The organism is Salegentibacter sediminis (assembly GCF_002078605.1).
Taxonomy (GTDB): Bacteria; Bacteroidota; Bacteroidia; order Flavobacteriales; family Flavobacteriaceae; genus Salegentibacter; species Salegentibacter sediminis.
This window is the reverse complement of sequence record NZ_MSJR01000003.1, coordinates 158,552-178,362: the sequence shown is the minus strand read 5'-3', so window position 1 is coordinate 178,362 and position 19,811 is coordinate 158,552. Positions and strand designations below refer to the sequence as shown.

The window sequence follows — 19,811 nt, the reverse complement described above, 5'->3', positions numbered from 1 at the left end:
TTAAAATATCTGGTTGATTAGGCTTTTTTGAAGAGCTTTAGCACTATTAATAGCCTCATTTAAGTTATCCTCAGCAATCTCGAAACTTCTGATTTTTTGCATTAACTTCTTTTGGGTTTCTAAAGGTGGATAGGGTAGGTTAATTTTCTTAAGACTCTGAGCATTTATATTACTTTGATTTACGCCTGGAGTTCGATATTTGCGGATTTTAGATAAACCAACGGCACTGTTAAGGAAAAAATTTAAAAATTCTGAGTCAAGTTGTGTATTATCAACTTTAAGCCTAATTAGATAAGAAGCGAAACTGTAGTCTTTCTCCTCTCGGAAAATGCTTACTTTCCCTACCAGGTCAAAACTGTTGGTCCTGTTAAATAAAATATCTCCTTTCTTTAGCATAAAGTCTTTCAACTCTTCATTTACTGGAGAATAATATTTTAAGTCTGTTACATCAAGGGTTCCCCCTTGTAAATTATTCATCCTAAGGATTGGGACACCAACTTTTTCTTCCGAAAGACTTTCTGAAATACCGTATTGAATTTTTTCCAGTAGCTTCCCCAGTTTGACAACTGGATATTTTGATTTAAAGAACGAATTTACTTTTTCATCTTTTTGATACAATACATCATTAAAAAATGACTTTTTTGAACCGATAGATTTTTTTAGCAGGTTATTATTCTTCTCAATCACCTCATCCATCGCCCAAAGCAATTCGGCTAATTGCGCTTGCTGGTCTTTTGGCGGGAAGAGGAATTCGTACTTAGCAAGATCTTTAAACTTTACCCGGGGAGAAAGTCCACCCGCAGAATGTTTTACAGCGTAGTCAAAGAATTTATCATTGTTAACTATAAATGGAAGTATTTCCGGAAGCAGGTTTTCCTTAGCTCTAAATACTGTAATATCTCCTGAACAAATTCCGGAAAATGGTGCCAGCGCAGCTTTCTTTAGATATGCTCGTCTTCTTCCAAAGAGCACATCTCCTTTTTTAAAAGCTTTTGTAAAAGTTGTACTTTCTTCCAGCGTGGCGTGATTTCTTAGATGTATATCTTCCGGTTCTATATGTTCAAGACCAATTACGTGTTGAATTCCTGAGGCTACAGGATTTTTTACTGATTCTTTGGGTTCTTTAACTACGTCTCCAAATCTCACCTTTTGCCAGGAAGATTTATCAAGCTTTAATTCTTGTTCCAATATCGCTTCCATTAATTTTCCAGGGTTTCAAAAAGTTGCTCCATAGAGACTTTTAATTTACTGGATGATTTTTCCCAGTTATCATAAGCCTCCGCAAAACTCTCATTTTTATCTGCGTCATATTTATTAGCTCTTGCGTACAAGCTAACAGACATATTTCCGCCATTTTGAAGAACCTCATCTTTACTTACTAAAGCAGCAAAATCTTCTTCATTATCGAAATTAGAATAGGCATTAAAAATTTTATCAATATGAGCCTGTTCTAAAAACCCCATTGTTTTCTCCTGTCTAACTTCATTCACTGCATTTATAAAAAGAATTTGCCCTTCCTTGTGTTCCGGCTTTTTGGTTCTTGTTATCAACAAACAAGCTTCCATAGGAGAGTTATAAAATAGATTAGGTCCTAATCCAATAACACATTCAACCAGGTCCTCTTCTATCATTTTCCTTCGCATTGCCGCCTCAGAATCTCTAAATAGGATTCCGTGAGGCCAGAGGGAAATAGAGCGGCCATTTTCTGTATCTAAACTCTTTTGGATATGTTGCTGAAAAGCATAATCGGCACAGCCTTGTGGGGGCGTACCCCAAAGATTTCTTCCATAAGGATCATTATCAAAACTTTTTCGGTCCCATGATTTAATTGAGTAAGGTGGATTAGCAAGGATTACATTAAATTTCTTCAGTTCGTCATATTCCAGGAAAGATGGTCGCGCCAAAGTATCACCCCGCACAATCTGAAACTCTTCTATCCCGTGTAGAAACATATTCATACGGGCAATTGCAGAAGTAATCAAATTAATTTCCTGCCCGTATAATTTAAGCGTGCGGTACTCCTTCCCTTCATCTCTGAGGTGTAAAGCGCAATTTAAAAGCAATCCTCCGGAGCCACAGGTGGGATCATAAACACTTTCCCCCGGCTGCGGATCCATGATCATAGTCATTAGCTTTACCACTGTCCTGTTGGTATAGAATTCAGCGGCCGTATGTCCGCTATCATCTGCAAACTCCTTGATCAGGTATTCATAAGCATTACCCAGTTGATCATCGGGAACGTTCGCAAGATTCAATTTATGCTGAGAAAAGTGTTCTATAAGGTCAGTTAGAGTTTCATCGCTAAGTCTGTTTTTATTGGTCCAGCTGGCATCACCAAATATTCCATAAAGGGTATCGGGATTGGCTTTTTCAATCTGCCGCATAGCCTCTTGTATAGCCATTCCCACATTCGTAGTGGTTTCCCTCACCTCATTCCAATGCGCTCCTTTAGGGATCTGGAATCTATGATTCTCTTCAAAAGAAGCGTACTCCAAGTCTCCGTCACTTTCTTTTAATGCATTCTCAAATTCCTCATCATAAACATCACAGATACGCTTATAAAAAAGTAGCGGAAAAATATATTGTTTATAATCTCCGGCATCTATGGTCCCACGTAAAGTAGTAGCGCCCCCCCAGAGATATTTTTCAAGTTGTTGTTGGGTCATTAAGTCCTTCTTTGTGAGTTGATAATTTTTTTTGCTTTTGCTCTAAGCTCAGATTCACGTTCAACCTTATCATATATTTCATGTATACAGTGCTGAAGGAATTCATAGCCATCTAATAATTTATTTATATCAACCCCTTCCATATGACTTCCCGCATTTCCAACCCATTTTGTTGCAATTAAAAAATCGCTTAATTCTGGCCTTTCCCTTCCAAACTCTTCAAGCCTTGAATGGAGACTTTTCAATTTCCCCTTTTCACAGAATTTTGCAATTCCTTGCTCACTTATAATAAATTCAATTGCTGTTCTCAAGGCATTTGCAGCTGCTGCAGGATCATTGAAATAGTGACTAAATGATCGGCGAATATGTTCTTCAAGCTCTTTTGGACACTTCTCAGATATCGGAAATATTTGTAGCGGAGGGTAAAAAAATTTAGGTATAAAATAAGTGGTATGTCTCTTACTGAATTCTGGAAAATTCCCGGATATACCTACAACTGCCACATTTTCTCTACAACTAGGATTTTCACAGTTTAAAAAACCAGTAAACTGATACTTAGCCTTTTCAGGAAAGTTTCTAAAGTATTTCGGGTTTTCTTTTGCAGTCACGGAATTTGGTTTTCTTTTGAACCATTCATCTTCAAACCTCAGACTATATACTCCACAAGTAGGACATACCCAATTTGGTTTTTTTGATGGAATAAATTTAAAATTCACCCAACTATTTCTATTTATTTCATTAAGCATTAAATGAATTTTTGCAATATATTTTTAAACTTTTCTTCTGCTTCTAAACTGTCATTCCACGCCTGTTTTAAATCAGCCAGTGCCTCTTCCACAGAAGGCAGATCATCTTCTATGATTTTCTCCACATAAAGTGGAATGTTCAGGTTAAAATCATTCTCTTTGATCTCCGCCAGCTCTGCCACTTTCACATGATTCTCCACATCATTATATTCCCCGAACCAGGTATAAATTTGTTGCACATGTTCCGGCTCAAGGAAGTTTTGTGCTCTTCCCACCCGCACCTGGTCGGCAGCATCTATAAACAGCACTTTCTTTTTCTTCTCATCCTCCTTCACCTGTTTAAAAACAAGAACACATGCAGAAAGTTGAGTTCCGTAGAATATATTCGGACCAAGACCTATAACTGCTTCCAGAAGATCATCCTCAATAAGTTTTTTGCGAATCTTGCCTTCAGCGTTTTTTCTGAATAAAGCTCCATGTGGCAGAACAACGGTCATCCGGCCGGTACTGTTCATCGATTTAATCATATGCTGCACCCAGGCCATATCTCCATTCCCTTTTGGAGGTACTCCGGCAATATTCCTTCCGTAGGGATCATTAGCCCAGTTTTCAGCTCCCCATTCCTTTAAAGAAAAGGGTGGGTTGGCAATTACGCAATCGAATGTTTGTAAACCATCAGCTTCAAAAAATGCAGGTTGCCTTAGGGTATCTCCACGTATGATCTGGAAATCTTCAATTCCGTGCAGGAACATATTCATCCTGGCTATGGAACTGGAGGTAAGATTTTTTTCCTGTCCGTAAAGTTTTAAAGTCCGGTAATCTTCATTGTTATCTTTAAGATGATCTACACACTCAAGAAGCATTCCCCCGGTACCACAGGCAGGATCATAAATGCTTTCCCCTTCATGAGGGTCGAGTATCAATCCGAGTAAATGAACTACAGAGCGCGGAGTATAAAATTCCCCGGCTTTCTTATTGGTAAGATCAGCGAAGTGTTTGATCAGATATTCATAAGCCTGACCCAACATATCAGGATCTACCAGCTCATTTGATAAATTGTATTGGGAAAAATGCTCTACCAGATCGATTAGCAATCTATCTGATAGTTTATTTTTGTTGCTCCATTGGGCATCACCGAAAATGCCATAGAGATAATTCTGGTTTGCCTGTTCAATACAGCGTAAAGCTTCTTCTATTTTTTGACCAACGTTATTTGTTGTTTCCCGTACATCTCGCCAATGGCAATCTTTCGGGATTTCGAAACGGTGAAATTCTGGTAAAGAGGCGTATTCCTGATCTCCATCAGATTCCTCTAAGGCTTTCTGATACTCTTCATCATATACATCAGAGATGCGCTTAAAGAAAAGCAGCGGGAATATATAAACTTTAAAATCTGAAGCATCTACCGGTCCTTTAAGGATCCAGGCAGCTTTAGATAAATATTGCTCAAGTTGAGATAGGGTGATTTTTTCTTTCTGCATTAGAAAAGTCAATTAATTGAAATTGAACAGCTGAAATAAGTGTAGGGAAGTTTTTCAGCCTGCAGTAAATATAGAAAAATCTTAGAGGAATGTTAAAAAAAATCCTAAGCTTAATTCGGGATCAAACTACATTCATTAAAATCACAGGTAAATAGAAACAATTAATATCAATTAAAAATTTGCTTTTGAATAAGGAGTTATTCTGTACCTATTCTGTACCCAGAGCAAAAAGGAAAGGCTTCACATTTCTGTGAAGCCTTGTCTTTGCTAGTAGCGGGAACTGGACTCGAACCAGTGACCTTCGGGTTATGAGCCCGACGAGCTACCTACTGCTCTATCCCGCGATATCGACTGCAAATATACAGTCATTTTTTATTTCTCCAAAGCTTTATTGTAATTATTATATCATCCAATTCATAGCACTGAGTCGCTCTTTTCTTTCAAAGGATTTTACCTTCGCATAAACCAGAAGATTTTTTAATTCCATAGATTTTTTAAAAAGCTTATCGTCAGTGACAACGGCTATCTTTTCAAAGTCCTTCGGATGGGAAAAATGAAATTCAAGAGTTTTCAAAAAAGCCAGGATTGAAATACCTTCATCTGATGCGTCCTCCAGGTACAAACAAATTGGGGAAACCACTTCTAAGCGATCTTTAATTGTAGCCAGGATCTCTTCCATTTTCTTTTGGTCGATTTCTTCATTGACTATGAAGCCAATAACATTTTCTGCAAATGTGAAAGTTTCTTCCATTATGGTACAAATGGGTTAATACAATCTCCAAGTTAAAAAAAGAAAATGAAATGAAAGGCAACTTTCGGATTACTGTTCAATATTAACCGCTTCAAAAGAGGTTAAGTCACCGTGCTCAAAGGAGACCCTTATTTCAATTGGGTTGCAGCAGTTTTCACAGTCTTCAATATAAGCCTGTTGACGAACCGAGGAGTCCAACAGCACCGAAATTTCCTGCCAGCAATAGGGACATTGAAAAAAATGTTCAAACATTACAATTCTATATTTAGCAACTGCCCGGTAAGCTGAAGCAGTTCCAATTCTGCCAGTTTAGCATCATACTTGGCAAGGTTTAAACTCGTTTGAGCATCCAGTAGATTAACCTGTGCCTGGCGAAATTCTATAGATGTGATACGCCCGAGTTTAAATTGCTCTTGAGTACGTTCAAAATTGTCCCGGTTAGTAGCAACGTTATCCTCCTGAACCCGATATATATAAAGTTTATTCTGATAATTCCCCCAGGCATTAGCAATGTCTCGTTTTACCTCAAGTTCTATTTGCTTTTTTAGCAATTCCTGGTTCTCATAATTGATCCTGGCATTCTGAACCCGGACACTGGTCGCACCTCCATCAAAAAGATTCCAGTTAAGACTAACTCCCGCAGAAATTCCGTCGGTGGTGGTGGTGCTTCCGGGGAAAAAGGCCGTGGCAGCGCTTCTGTTCCTGTTCCAACCATAAGAACCGGTAAGATCTATGCTAGGCAGATATCCTGCCCTGCTTATCTTGATATCATAATCGCTGATATTTAGATTTTTTTCAATTTGTAATAATGATACATTATTCAGAGCAGCCTCTCCAACAAAAGCCTCTAATTGAAGTTCGGAAATAAATCCAACCGCAGTATCGACTACAAACTCTTTATCTGTTATTTCCCTATCTAGCAAAACATTGAGGTCCCGTTTGGTATTTTGCAACAATTGTCGTGTTTCCAGTAAATTAATACTGTCGTTATTAACATCTACCCTGGCATTTAAAACCGCAAGATTATTAGTTTGCCCATAATCAAACTGATATTGTGCACGGGTCACCCTTTCCTCTGAGGTTTTTAGTACATCCTGGAGCACTTCAATATTTTGAGTAAGGCGAGCGATCTCATAATAAACGCTCATAAGCTGCAGGATGGTGTTTTCTATGGTTTCCCTGGCTTCCAGTTGAGAGAGGTCGTATTGTTCCTTTAGACTTTTAAAATTGTACAGTCTTCCCAATCCGTCAAACAAGGTATAATCAAGATTGATGGAAGCGTTGTACCTGTTGCTTTCAATTCCCTTTTGATCTACGTTTTCACGACCTTCAGGTTCTGTAAGTCGGTCATTAAGATCATAAACGGTACCGGCTTGCCCCCTAAGTCTCGGTAAATAACCTGAATTTAGTATCCCCTGATTATTCTCTGCAATTTCCAACTGATTTTTAGCGATCTTTATTCCGAAGTTATTCTCCAGGGCTTGTGCAATAGCTTCATCTTTAGTAATAACCTCTTTCTCCTGAGATAAACCCCGGAATACAACTAATAGAACGAATATAAACGTAAGCCTAAGTTCTTTCTTCATGCTCATTTTCTTCTTTTTGTTCCCTAATTGCACGCTCCACATCCTCTTTACTCACACGATTTCCAGTTGCCAGCCATTTACCCCCCACCTTAATATTATTACTTATAGACAGTAACAATGGGAGTAATAAAAGAGTTAAAATTGTAGCGATAGCGATTCCGTAAGAAATAGATATTGCCATTGGTTTCAGGAACTGAGCCTGCCTGCTTTTTTCAAGCAGCAGGGGTGCCATTCCGGCAATGGTGGTAACCGAGGTAAGAAAAATAGCTCTAAACCTTGCCCGTCCTGCTTCGTACAAGGCTTCCTCGAATTTCATGCCTGCCCGTAGATTACCATTTAATTTACTAATCAACACCAAACCATCGTTAACCATAATTCCAATAAGGGCAATGATTCCCAAAGCTGAAAGTATATTTACAGGAAAATCGTGAATCCAATGTCCCCAGGCAACTCCAATGACGCTAAAAGGAATCATTAACATTAATAAAAATGGCTGACTGTAACTCCTGAAAGTGAAGGCTATAGTAGCATAAATGAGAAATAATATTACCGGAAGGACGCCTCTGGCAGAATTAGTTAATTTTTTTGCTTCGCGATTCTGGCCCTCATAGGAAACTCCTAAACTAGGATATTTCACAAGCAGATCGGGCATTATGTTATTTTTAATATCGGAAATTATTTCTGTCGGACTTCCGTTAGGATCTTCCATATCGGCACTTACCCTGATTTCTCGCATGCCATCCAGATGGCTTATGGATTCTGTTCCTCTTATAATTTCGTAAGTAGCTATCTCATTAAAAGGCACCCGGCTTCCCGAAGAAGTTGTAAGGCGCATATCATCCAGATCATTAATAGAAGACCTGTTTTCGCGATTGTAACGCACCCATACCCTTATTTCATCTTGCCCACGTTGAAAACGCTGCGCCTGAGTTCCAAAAAAAGCGTTACGCACCTGCCTCATCACTTCACTAAGATCCAATCCTAAAGCATAAGCGTTCTCCTTCAGTTGAATATTAATCTCTTTTATACCCTTTGGGTCGTTATCTTTCACATCTTTAAGAAGAGGGTTATTCTCGAAATTTTGTTTCAGTTCCTCTTTGGCGGCTTCGAGTTCCCCAAGATTGTTCCCCAATAAGGAAACCGAAACCGGATCTCCCCCAAAATTACCTCCCGAGCCAAAGGTGAGGTTTTCCACGCCATACACCGGTCCTACTTCTTCCCTTATAGCATTGGTGATTTCCGGAGAACTAAAATCTCTTTCCTCGCCAGGTAATAAATTCACCTGCAAAGAAGCTTTATTATTTCCCGGTCCTACCCTTTTTATAATATTCTCGATCACCGGTATATTATCGGTTTGTCTTGCTGTATAATCCTCATTCACTCTCCAGGCCGCCTCTTCCACCATGGAAATTATAGAGTCTGTACGAGATGGATTAACACCCTCGGCCATTAAAAGATCAATACTTACCCTATCACTGGCTACACTAGGAAAAAAACTAACTCTAATCCAGTTGCCACCAATCGCTCCAATGGTAAGTATTAAAATTGAGGCCAGGATGCCCAAAGAGAGAATTTGCTGTCGCAACACAAATTTTAAGACAGGACTATAAAATTTATCCCGATTATAGCGCATAATACGATCTCCAAGCTTATTTATCTCCCTCATTTTACTGAAAAAGCCGGTCTTCTTTTTTTCTGTTTCCTCATTTTTCTTTTGCCGTAAAGCTTTAGAATGGGCAATGTGTGCAGGAAGAATTATAAGCGCTTCTACCAAAGAAACGCTCAGCGTCAGGATGACCACGGTTGACACCTCACTGAAGAACTCACCTATACGGCTATCTAAAAACAAAAAGGCTGAAAAGGCAAGAACGGTCGTGATTATTGCTGAAATAATTGGGGGTACAACCTCCATCGTTCCATCTAGTGCAGCCTGAACAGGCGATTTCCCCATCTCGTAATGTTGATAGATATTTTCACCAATCACAATACCATCATCAACCAGGATCCCAATCACAATAATCATCCCAAAGAGGGATAAGACGTTAATAGTTACCCCAAACTGACCCGCGAAAATAAACATTCCCAAAAAAGCGACTGGCAGACCGAAAGCCACCCAAAATGCCAAACGAATATTCAGGAAAAGCGCAAGAAAGAATATAACTAAAAGAATTCCTATGGCCCCGTTTTCTAAAAGAAGGCGGGTACGTTGCCCCAGGGTTATGGAAGAATCGGAAACAACATCTAATCGAACATTACTACTTTTAGCATTATAATCGGCAATATATTTTTTTACTGAGGAAGCAGCAGATAACAAATCCTCATTATTGGTGTTGCTAATAGATACATTAACGGCAATATTCCCATTGAAGTAAGAGGCATTGGGCGTTTCGCTAAATTGATCCCGTACCGCGGCTATATCGCTAAGCCGGGTGATTTGCCCACTTTCTGAAGAACGTACTACCAGGTCATTAAGGGCATCGGCATAGTAAGAACGACTGTTTGCTCTAATTAAATAATCTTCTGCATCGGTTTTAATGGTACCACCAGTACTCAGGATATTTGATGATCTTACAGTGCGGGCCACCTCCTCAAAGGTGAGGTTATAGGCAAGTAAATCGGTTTGGCTAATAGCAATTTCAATCTCTTCCTGTGGAAAGCCAGAAATGTCAATCTGGGAAATCCCATCTATTCTTCTCAGGTCGTTCTCAATTTGCTCACTAATTCGTTTTAAAGTAACCAGTGGAACTCCTTCCCCGCTTATTGCAAAACTTATAGAAGGACGTATCCTTTCTTGTTTTGAAACCACCAGAGGTTCCATTCCCCCGGGGAAAGTGGGAACACGATCCACAGCGTTCTTCACTTCGGTGAGCATCACATCAATATTTTCATCCTGTTCTATTTCTACTGTAATAGAACCACCGCTCTCCCGTGCTACAGAGGTCACCCTGTCTATTCCCACAAGACCTTTAAGGTTGTCTTCAATCTTCAATATTATTCCCTCTTCAATCTCTTCAGGAGCTGAACCGGGGTAATTCACACTTATATTTATAATCTTGGAATCTGTAAGCGGAAAAAAAGAGGAATTCAGGCTAAAGATTCCCACCAGACCAAAAATCGCAAATGCGAAGATGACCACGTTTACGGCAACCTCATATTTAATAAAGTAACTTATTAATTTTCTCACAACTAAAGGGTTTTAGTAGTGTCTTCCTGCTGAATCTGCACTATCTGACCGGGATAAGCCCCGGGGACAGGAGCTGAAATCAATTTAGTACCGTCTTCCAATCCCTTAATCACCACACTTTTCGAAGCAAAATACACGGGATTAACTTCCTGGAGGGCGAGTACACTGTCCCGCACCACATAAACCTTAGAGCGATCTATCAAAAGCTCTCTGGGAATTTCAATGGCATTTTCCTCATCGCGGGCATCGAGTTTTGCCTCCAGATACATACCTTCACGAATATCGGGATCTGAAAGTTTTATAAACACCTGAATAGTTTGTGACTGCCTGTCTACCCGGGCATTTATACGGCTTACTGTGCCGTTATAGGTTTTGGTTTTTTCAAGGTTTTGGAGAGAAACATCTTCCCCAACTTTTAAAAGATCTGTAAATCTTTTGGGGACCGCTACTTCCAGCTCATAAACAGAAGGATCTATAAACTCCCCTAATTTCTGACCGGGCCGAACCAGGGTCCCGGGATTTACGGCGGCTTCAGTTAGCACTCCATTAAAGGGAGCACGGATGGTAAATTTGCTCAGCCGCTCTTCTAAATTTTTTATTTCGTAATATGCCGAGACAATTCCGCGACCTGTGATAAAATACTTTTCTTTTTCAGTATCCATTTCGGGTAAGGGCGGAGTGGTTCTATTTACATCAAAATTAGTTAAATAGGCTTGCCATTTCTCAAAAGCTTCAGGATAATCCATCCGCAAATCGGGCATAATTGAGGTAATAGTATTGTACAACTCGCTTTTCGCTGAAAGCACTCCTGCGTAATATTCTTGAGAATTGATATTAAGAAGCACCTGTCCACGGGAGTATTCCTGCCCGGGCCTGAAATTTTTACTACTGGACTGGAAGATTCCCTGAACTTCAGAAAACAATTCCAGTTTTCTAAGGGCCGTCACATTTCCGTTGGCGGGAATTACAATAGGCACCGTGCGATTCTTCACGTGAGTTACAAATACATTTTTAACGGTTTTTCTGGGTGGGGGAACCTCCTGCACATTACTATCTATAATTGCTTTAGCTCCGAAAATTGCTAAAACAATCAGCAAAATTCCTAAAATCGAAAGAATGATTTTTCTTTTATCCATATGGCGGTTAGACTTACAAAGCCCGAAATAGTTTAATAAACAAAATATAAATTATGCATAACGATCCAGTTTCTCCTGAATCTCCTCCCATTTCAACATCAACTCCTCCAGTTCATGTTTGGTTTTTTTATATTTTTCAAGGAAATCTGGTTTGGCCATAGCTTCTTCATAGTTGGTGGCAAGCTCCTCATCTTTTTTCCTGATCTCTTTTTCCAGTTTTCCTATCCTGGATTCAGTATTGCTAAGTTTATTCTTAAGAGATTTTACTTTTTTCTGGTCTTTGTACGATTGTTTCCCTTCATCGGCCTGGTTGGTCTTTGCTGCCTGCTTAACTTCATCTTTTTTCTCTATAGCACGCATATTTTCGACCTGGCGTTGTTCCAGGTAGAAGTCGATATCACCAAGGTATTCTTTTATCTTTCTGTCTTTGAATTCATATACTGTTTTGGTAAGCCCCTGAAGAAAATCCCTGTCGTGAGAGACAAGAATTAAGGTGCCTTCAAAATTCTTAAGCGCCTGTTTTAGTACATTTTTAGATTTGATATCAAGGTGGTTGGTTGGCTCATCCATTACCAGTACGTTAAACGGCTGCAATAGCAACTTTGCCAGAGCCAGGCGGTTGCGCTCGCCTCCAGAGAGGACTTTTACCTTTTTATCCACCTCTTCTCCCCGGAATAAAAATGAGCCCAGAATATCTCTAACCTTACTCCGGTTTTTCTCATTGGCCGCATCGATCATTGTGTCATGCACGGTTTTCTCTCCATCAAGATACTCTGCCTGGTTTTGGGCAAAATAACCTATCTGAACATTATGACCCAGTTTCAGTTTTCCGGTATGGGATATCTCATCAACAATAATTTTGGCGAGAGTGGTTTTACCCTGTCCGTTTTGACCTACAAACGCTATTTTACTCCCACGTTCTATCAACAGATTGATATCTTCCAGAACCTGGTTATCGCCATAAGCTTTACCTACATTTTCGGCTTCAATAACTACCTTCCCGGGTTGCACCGAAATAGGAAAATGGATGCTCATCACTGCATTATCATCTTCATCTACCTCAATGCGGTCTATTTTGTCAAGCTTTTTTACAAGCGATTGGGCCATAGAGGCTTTAGTCGCTTTAGCCTTGAATTTCTCTATGAGCCTCTCGTTACGTTCTATCTCTTTTTGCTGATTTTTTTGTGCTGCAAGCTGTTGTTCCCTGAGTTCATGGCGAAGTTCCAGGTATTGCGAATAAGGTTTTTTAAAATCGTAGATCTTCCCAAGAGAGATTTCAATGGTTCGGTTGGTTACATTATCCAGAAACATTTTATCGTGCGATACGATTATTACACATCCGGGATAATTATTCAGAAAACTTTCCAACCAGATAATACTTTCTATATCGAGGTGGTTGGTAGGCTCATCGAGCAATAAAATATCATTATTCTGAAGCAGTATCTTGGCCAGTTCTATCCTCATCCTCCATCCTCCCGAAAAAGTATCGGTGACTTTATCAAATTGATCCCGTGTAAACCCAAGCCCCAGCAGAACTTTTTCGGTATCTCCCTGGTAGTTATAACCACCAATTATTTCATATTGATGCGTGACTTCACTTAACTCCTGAATTAATTCGGAATAAGAATCACTCTCATAATCGGTTCGTGTGGCAAGTTGATGATTGATGTGATCTATTTTCTTTTCCAGTGTTTTGATTTCCACAAAGGCCTGTTGAGCTTCTTCCACTACAGTACGTCCCTGTACGAAATCTATATCCTGTTTTAAAAAGCCTATTTTTAGCTCTTTATCTTTAGCGATCTGTCCCTCGTCATACTCCTGTTCTCCCGCCAGGATTTTAAGCATGGTGGATTTCCCGGCACCGTTTTTTCCAATTAGACCAACCCGGTCACCACCGTTTAATCTAAAGGTTACTTCTTCAAAAAGGTACTCGCCGCCAAAGGAAACGGACAGATTATGAATATTGAGCATTTATGGTTTTTATTTTTGCAAATATGCCTAAATTTACCTTGCAAAAAAAATGAGATGAAGTTCCTGAAAGGCAAAAAGTTATATAGTATTTTATTTGGGGTTTGTCCTGTTTGTCACGAGGAAAGCATGTACAAAGAAAACAACCCATATGTGCTTAACCGCATCTTTGACATGAATGAGCGTTGCTCTAATTGTGGTACTAAATACAAGATAGAACCTTCATTTTTCTACGGAGCTATGTACGTAAGTTATGCTGTGGGTGTGGCCTTTGCGGTAGCTGCCTTTATTATTGCTCACTTGTTTTTTGGTGCCGGTTTAATGATCTCCTTTTGGGCCATTATTGGTACCCTGGTTGTTTTTATGCCAATAATTATGCGGCTCTCAAGAAACATTTGGATAAATTTCTTTATGAATTATAAAGAAGATGCAGGGAAAACACGTCAACCCGAATAGTGTTTTTTAGTAAAGCGGGATAGGTCTAGCTCGGTGGGTAAAGGTTTTCCACTTTCGGTGAGCTGCAACATTTCTTCTGAGAGCATTGGCGAGATCAACATACCCCTGCTTCCAAAACCATTACAACAATAAAGATTCTTATACTCAGGATGCTGTCCTGCCAATGGTCTTCTATCTTTACTGGCTGGTCTTATTCCGGCCACCTGATCTACCACATCAAATTTGCAACTTATTATAGCAGAAAGCTTACTGATTAATTCTTCACGGGCATTTGAAGTGGGATCGGGGGAATTATCCTGGTTATTATAAGTAGCTCCAACGCGATACAGGTTATTCCCTATTGGAATAATAAAAACTGAGGACTTGACAATTTCATTCAGCTGAAGTTCTTCAGAATAAATTGTAATATACTCTCCTTTGTTGCCGGCTAAAGGGAGGTAATTAAAAAATGGATTGCTTTTAAGTCCGAAACCTTCGCAAAAGATTATTTTTTTAGCCTTAAGACCCTTGTATTCCAAATGATCTTCTTCAATATTCAGGACATCATAATCGAAATTCTCAAAACTGATTTTATCCTGATTTCTTAAATAACTCCCGTATTCAGAAATCATAAGCTCTGTGTTTACGGTTCCGGTATGCAGGACTTCCCCAAAACCATAATCTGATTTTATACAGGGATTAAGCTCGGGTGTGAGTTCGGTATTGAGAAAGTCCGAAAGGCCGGGCTTATCGGCCGCAGAAAACCAGTTATTTTGTTCTTCTGCAGAATTAAATCTCCTATAGATATTACGCGGATAAAATAATTTAACCCGCAGTTTTTCTTCTATATTCTTATAAAATGGAATGGCTATTTCAAGTTGCTCATCGGCTTTCCAGGCAAGGGTGAAGCGTTTTAAAATCACGGGATTGATAAGCCCTGCCGCAACGATGGAAGCATTCTCACTTCCACTTTCAAACACTCTAAAGCTTAATTTTTTTTCTTCAAGGCGCTCACAAAGCGACACCCCACTTAAACCTAAACCTACAATTATATAATCTAACATAGCTTAAAAATATAACTTCTTGGGAAAACCCCGAAACTCAAACCTCTTTGAAAATAAAAAAAGCGTCCACCAGGGACGCTTAATTCTCTTTACTAAAGGGCACGGCCTAAATTAATAGTTCCACATATCCTGCTCAAAGTTGCGAATCTGTTCTTTTATACGTTCAGATTCCAGCAGTTGCATAAATGCATTATCAACGATATAATCATTGATCTGTCGATCGCCATGAACATTTTCTTCCTGATAGATTATGCCGTTAAAACGTCTAGCATTCAGCAAATGGTCAAAACTAATACTTTGGGAAGTATTGCCTCCACTAAAGGCTTTGTTTTCGTGCAAAAGTTCACGGGCATCTGGGAACCAAACCCAAAAAAGCTCTACAAGATCGGTTTGACCAGAATCAATAAAGTTCACATCTGGTGCAACTGGTGCAATGCCAAGTAAACGATACTTTAATTCTGCCTGTCTTTTATCGAAATACCACATCCCACGGATATGATATTCAGCAATATCAGCAGAGCTAAGATCCCGTCTATCTATAAACTGCTCGTCCACTTGTTCTCCTGCGTTGTACTGCTCAATCCCAAGATCGGTAGTATCTACTTTAGAAAGAGTGGCCTGGATATCTTTAAGAGAGCGCTTTTCGGTAAAATAAGAATCGGCATATATATTCTCGATTGTCCCATCCTTAATTCCCTTCATTAGTACATCGTAAAGAGAACGTCGGTTTCCACCAATATTATTAGTGTCTATCGGATAAAACAACGGGAAATTCACTCTTTCATCCAGGTCTATTATTTCCCATACATTTTTAGACCAAAGCACATCTCTGTCTTCGATATAGCCATATTCCAATGGTTCATCATTAAGATCGCTTAAGCGCTGGGCTTCGGTTTGTTTACCGATATCTTCAGGGCTTTTGGCGTTCAAAATATTAGTTTGTCCGAAGGAAACGGTGGTTACCAATACCGCTATTATAGCAAATAATCCTCTCCAGCTCATGGTCATAAATTTTATTAATTAGTAAGCTCAATTACTACAGGAGCTACTTTCTTCAGCATATATCCAGAATTATTAGATAAACGCGCATTAATGTCAAATATTGTAACATTCTCTCCTCTTCCGGCGCGTCTTAAAGCAGCTTTCGCTCTATCGTCAAGACGATTTCCGTTTACCTGGATTGTTGGTTGCCCCGGTACTTTAAAGCTAAACCCGGAAACATCTAGATTTATATCGAAATCAAAATCAGGCAAATCGGCTCCAATGGTAGAAACTTCAAGACTATTACGTTGCATTTTAACTGAACCATCTTCGCCACGCACAGTACCTACAGGACGGGGAATATCTTTTATTCTGAAAGTCGAACTGGAAGGATAGCTCTCGCCATCTATTGTTCCGGTTACATTGATCTTCACCTCCCTGGCTTGAATATTGGTTACATTCATCATATAACTGCTGCCTGAAGTTTTTCTTAACCCGGGTGCCGACGCGCTAACATTGTTATCTGGTACTCCAGCCATAGAAATGGTTAGTGGGTTTTGAACTCCACGATATAGCACATTCATCTTATCGGCAGAAATAGTAGCCGAATTTGGTTTTGGAATTACAGAAAACTCCTGATCTACAGGAACAACGGTTTCCTCTCCATCTTCCACGAAGATTAACCTTCCTTCAAGTTTATGTTGCCCGGCGTTTCCAGCGTTAACATTCAACACCACCCGGCCATCTTCGATAGAGTAATCAGATTCGCTTAAACTTTGCCCATCAAGGCTTAATTCAACCCTATTGGGTTTTGTGGTCGCGTCTTTTCTCCCCAATACAATAGAACCATTAAAAGTCTCTCCCTGGTAGTATGCCGACCTTGGAGTCTCAAGCAAAGTAGTATAGTTGGTCATCGCTACTTCACTCTGCAACTGGCCAGATAACATTGCCGAAAGTATATCATTTTCGGTTGTTTTAATATCAGACTGTGTTTGAGTCATCTTAGTGAGAGAAGCGATTAAAGGATAACCCTGGTAATGGTACATCAACCAAGGTTGAGTTACATTCTCTCTATTGGTCACCTCCTCGGTAGAAAATTCTTCAGAAACTTCTTCGGCAATTTGAGAATAATCATCTCCTATTATATCGATGACTCCCTCCCGGTAGATTCTTATTTGTTCAATAAATTCCTCTCCTTTAGGGCTAACTCTACCACTCGCGAAGAACATATTGTCCAATTTATCAGACCTATCCATCGATTCGTAATCCTTTTCCTCCTCTTCATCATATTCTGCCAGCAATTCATTCTTTATACCCTCAATATAATCGTTAAGATTTTGAGAGAGCTCATGAACCCTTTCAGCATCTTCCATTATGGATACGTATTTTTCAGGTTGCTCATCGGCTTTTGCTTCAAGGCCAGCCATAAAAGCATTATTACGTTCAGTAGTAGATATGTTTGATGCATTCAGTTTTTCATTCATAAGTCCGAAGGCCGTAAGAACCTCCTTAGACATATTTAATGCCATCATCGCGATGAAAACCAGATACATCAGGTTAATCATCTTCTGTCTTGGTGTTTGTTTTCCAGACGCCATGTGCTAATTAGTTTTGTTGTTTAAAATTTCGGATAACTGATTGGGTTTTAATTAAACTAATTAGTATTTACCCTGGTACCATTCATTGCAGTGAGCATTCCACCGTACACTCCGTTAAGAGAGGAAAGGTTATTAGCAAGGGAATCCATTTGTTCTTTAAGCCTGCCCGCATTTTCAGCAACTTCCTTATTAACTTCCGCCTGACGTGAGGCCGATTCAACCTGAACTTTATAAATATTATTCAAGGTTTCCATTTGAGCGGCTGCCATAGTAAGTTCTTCGCTGTATTTCTTTTGGGAGGCCATAGAGTCTACCGTAGGAGCAATTCCTTTAGCAGCTCCTTCAAAATTACGGATGCTCTCCCCAAGGCTATTCATAAGATTTGCATCTATTTTAGCGTCGCGCAGCATTTCATCAAGTTTCTTAGATAAAAGGCCGTTTGCTTCTTTCTCTTCTTCGATAACCATGGATTGTTTTCTATTATCGGCTGCGGTTCCTCCTGCCAATTCAGGATACACCAAAGACCAGTCAAGATCATCGTCTACCGGTTCAAAGGCTGAATATGCAAAAACCAGAGCTTCCACAATAAGTCCTGCAATAAGCATAGGGTTACCACCCGGCCAGTGCATTAATTTAAAAAGTGCACCCAGAATTACAATAGATGCACCTAAACCGTACACCATATTGGTTATTTTCTTAGTAGATCTTGAATTTGCCATAATTAAGAGAGATTTAGATTTTCTTTATTTTATAAATAGGTTATAGTTCAGGGTATTCTAACGGTTGTTCTGGTTGAGGGTAACATCTGTACCAAGGTAATCCTGCACAGTTCTGAAGCCGATATAACTTCTGGCAGAATCTGCATATTCATAATCTCTGGAGCTAACCTGAAGAAAATATGCAACATCTTTCCAGGATCCACCACGCACTACTTTACGCATATCTTCTTCGTTATTAACGGTAGGGTTCATAGAAGACATATATTGATAGGACGCAGGATCATAAGAAGAGTTCACCCATTCTGAAACATTACCGGCCATATTATATAGCCCGTAATCATTAGGGTCGTATGACTTGGCTTCAACCGTGTACAGCGCCTGGTCTGCAGCGTAATCGCCACGTAATGGTTTGAAATTAGCCATGAAACACCCGCGGTCATTCTTGGCATAAGGACCACCCCATGGATAGGTCGCTCCTTCGAGTCCACCCCGGGCAGCGTATTCCCATTCGGCTTCAGTTGGCAGTCGGTAAGAAGGCACATTATGATCTCCTTTCGACCGCCTGTAGGCATTGTGATAAAAAGTTCTCCACTGGGTAAAGGCCTTTGCCTGTTTCCAGGAAACACCTACCACAGGGTAATCATCAAAAGCACTATGCCAAAAATAATCGTTGTGCATAGGCTCATTATAAGAATAATTAAAATCTTTAATCCAAACGGTAGTATCAGGATAGATCGCTATCTCTTCATTCTGAATAAAATCACGTCTATTCCCCTGCGTTCTTGCCGCATCCTGGATATCCATATAGGAGTATTTGAACTTCAGTTTTTTAACATCAATAGTACGTTGTCCGTTATACACCTCTTCCATTGGAATATACATAGTATCCATTACTTCGGCATAATAAACGTCGGGATAGTCTTCGGTATCCCATATTATATCAATGTCTTTATTTAGTTTTCGATTTTCATAGTCATCGGTGGGTCCACCGGTACCATAGGAATTAAGCATATATTCCTCATAGGGCGTAAGGTTGTCTGGATCTGCATCTGCAAAAGCAAATTCGCCAATGCCGCCACTACCTGGAGTTTCTCCCATTTCTTCAGCCATAATTGCCAGGCGAACTCTAATTATAGAGTCTTTTACGTAGTCTACAAATTGGCGGTATTCCGCATTAGTGATCTCGGTTTCATCCATATAGAACGAACGAACTGTCACTGTTTTTGGAGGTGCGTTCTTTTGGTCGGCAAGATCATCATCAGATTTCCCCATGATAAAAGCTCCACCTGGGATTAATGTCATACCGTAAGGTTTCTCCGGATTCCACTTTTTCCCTTTCGCACCCACCAGCTGCCCCCGGTCTCCCCGACCACAACTAAAAAGCAAGGCTAGAACAGCAATTAGCGAAATAAACTTCTTCATAATTTCTCTTAAGGTTAAGACATATTGCTTTTACGGCAGTAAACCTATCTATTTATTTTTTAAAAAACAATAAT

Annotated in this window: 16 protein-coding genes and 1 tRNA gene; 1 reads left to right on the top strand and 16 read right to left on the bottom strand. The window is 39.7% G+C overall.

Features of this window, described 5'->3' with window-relative positions; translation table 11 throughout:
- From BUW93_RS06950 to BUW93_RS06900, 11 genes are all read right to left on the bottom strand, one after another.
- Positions 1-1,200, bottom strand: a complete 1,200-nt coding sequence (locus BUW93_RS06950) for a restriction endonuclease subunit S (protein WP_081210513.1) — start codon at positions 1,198-1,200, stop codon at positions 1-3.
- Positions 1,200-2,666 (bottom strand): type I restriction-modification system subunit M, encoded by a 1,467-nt coding sequence (locus tag BUW93_RS06945; protein ID WP_081210511.1) that lies wholly within the window; start codon positions 2,664-2,666, stop codon positions 1,200-1,202. The genes BUW93_RS06950 and BUW93_RS06945 overlap by 1 nt, the downstream gene beginning before the upstream one ends.
- Positions 2,666-3,412, bottom strand: coding sequence for a DUF4145 domain-containing protein (locus BUW93_RS06940; RefSeq protein WP_081210509.1), 747 nt, complete (start codon positions 3,410-3,412; stop codon positions 2,666-2,668). The genes BUW93_RS06945 and BUW93_RS06940 overlap by 1 nt, the downstream gene beginning before the upstream one ends.
- A complete protein-coding gene (locus tag BUW93_RS06935) occupies positions 3,412-4,893 on the bottom strand; it encodes a type I restriction-modification system subunit M (RefSeq protein WP_081210507.1) in 1,482 nt (493 codons plus the stop codon). Before BUW93_RS06935 ends, BUW93_RS06940 begins: the two co-directional genes overlap by 1 nt.
- A 271-nt stretch (positions 4,894-5,164) precedes the next feature.
- Positions 5,165-5,237 (bottom strand) — tRNA-Met (locus BUW93_RS06930).
- A gap of 56 nt (positions 5,238-5,293) precedes the next feature.
- Positions 5,294-5,644 carry a SpoIIAA family protein gene (locus BUW93_RS06925; RefSeq protein WP_081210505.1) on the bottom strand — a complete coding sequence of 117 codons (351 nt, stop codon included), beginning with the start codon at positions 5,642-5,644 and terminating at the stop codon, positions 5,294-5,296.
- 69 nt (positions 5,645-5,713) lie between these two features.
- Positions 5,714-5,896, bottom strand: a complete 183-nt coding sequence (locus BUW93_RS06920; RefSeq protein ID WP_081210503.1) for a CPXCG motif-containing cysteine-rich protein — start codon at positions 5,894-5,896, stop codon at positions 5,714-5,716.
- The gene (locus BUW93_RS06915) at positions 5,896-7,230 is read right to left on the bottom strand and encodes a TolC family protein (RefSeq protein ID WP_081210501.1); all 1,335 of its coding nucleotides are present in this window, start codon (positions 7,228-7,230) and stop codon (positions 5,896-5,898) included. Before BUW93_RS06915 ends, BUW93_RS06920 begins: the two co-directional genes overlap by 1 nt.
- Positions 7,214-10,414 carry an efflux RND transporter permease subunit gene (locus BUW93_RS06910; RefSeq protein WP_081210499.1) on the bottom strand — a complete coding sequence of 1,067 codons (3,201 nt, stop codon included), beginning with the start codon at positions 10,412-10,414 and terminating at the stop codon, positions 7,214-7,216. Before BUW93_RS06910 ends, BUW93_RS06915 begins: the two co-directional genes overlap by 17 nt.
- Before the next feature lie 2 nt (positions 10,415-10,416).
- On the bottom strand, positions 10,417-11,550 hold the full coding sequence (locus tag BUW93_RS06905; protein ID WP_081210497.1) for an efflux RND transporter periplasmic adaptor subunit: 1,134 nt from the start codon (positions 11,548-11,550) through the stop codon (positions 10,417-10,419).
- 51 nt (positions 11,551-11,601) lie between these two features.
- On the bottom strand, positions 11,602-13,521 hold the full coding sequence (locus BUW93_RS06900) for an ABC-F family ATP-binding cassette domain-containing protein (protein ID WP_081210495.1): 1,920 nt from the start codon (positions 13,519-13,521) through the stop codon (positions 11,602-11,604).
- A gap of 54 nt (positions 13,522-13,575) precedes the next feature.
- Between BUW93_RS06900 and BUW93_RS06895 the strand changes: the two genes are divergently transcribed.
- On the top strand, positions 13,576-13,974 hold the full coding sequence (locus BUW93_RS06895; protein WP_081210493.1) for a DUF983 domain-containing protein: 399 nt from the start codon (positions 13,576-13,578) through the stop codon (positions 13,972-13,974).
- Here the strand turns inward: BUW93_RS06895 and BUW93_RS06890 are convergent.
- The 5 genes from BUW93_RS06890 to porK form a co-directional block, all read right to left on the bottom strand.
- Positions 13,962-15,017, bottom strand: coding sequence for an NAD(P)/FAD-dependent oxidoreductase (locus BUW93_RS06890; RefSeq protein ID WP_081210491.1), 1,056 nt, complete (start codon positions 15,015-15,017; stop codon positions 13,962-13,964). The two genes, BUW93_RS06895 and BUW93_RS06890, sit on opposite strands and share 13 nt — an antisense overlap.
- Positions 15,018-15,128: 111 nt before the next feature.
- The gene (porN, locus tag BUW93_RS06885) at positions 15,129-16,019 is read right to left on the bottom strand and encodes a type IX secretion system ring subunit PorN/GldN (RefSeq protein WP_081210489.1); all 891 of its coding nucleotides are present in this window, start codon (positions 16,017-16,019) and stop codon (positions 15,129-15,131) included.
- Between the two features lie 14 nt (positions 16,020-16,033).
- Positions 16,034-17,596 (bottom strand): type IX secretion system motor protein PorM/GldM, encoded by a 1,563-nt coding sequence (porM, locus tag BUW93_RS06880; protein WP_081210487.1) that lies wholly within the window; start codon positions 17,594-17,596, stop codon positions 16,034-16,036.
- A 56-nt stretch (positions 17,597-17,652) separates the two neighbouring features.
- Positions 17,653-18,315, bottom strand: a complete 663-nt coding sequence (gene porL, locus BUW93_RS06875; RefSeq protein WP_081210485.1) for a type IX secretion system motor protein PorL/GldL — start codon at positions 18,313-18,315, stop codon at positions 17,653-17,655.
- Positions 18,316-18,372: 57 nt separating this feature from the next.
- Positions 18,373-19,737 (bottom strand): T9SS ring complex lipoprotein PorK/GldK, encoded by a 1,365-nt coding sequence (porK, locus tag BUW93_RS06870; protein ID WP_081210483.1) that lies wholly within the window; start codon positions 19,735-19,737, stop codon positions 18,373-18,375.
- Between the last annotated feature and the right edge of the window lie 74 nt (positions 19,738-19,811).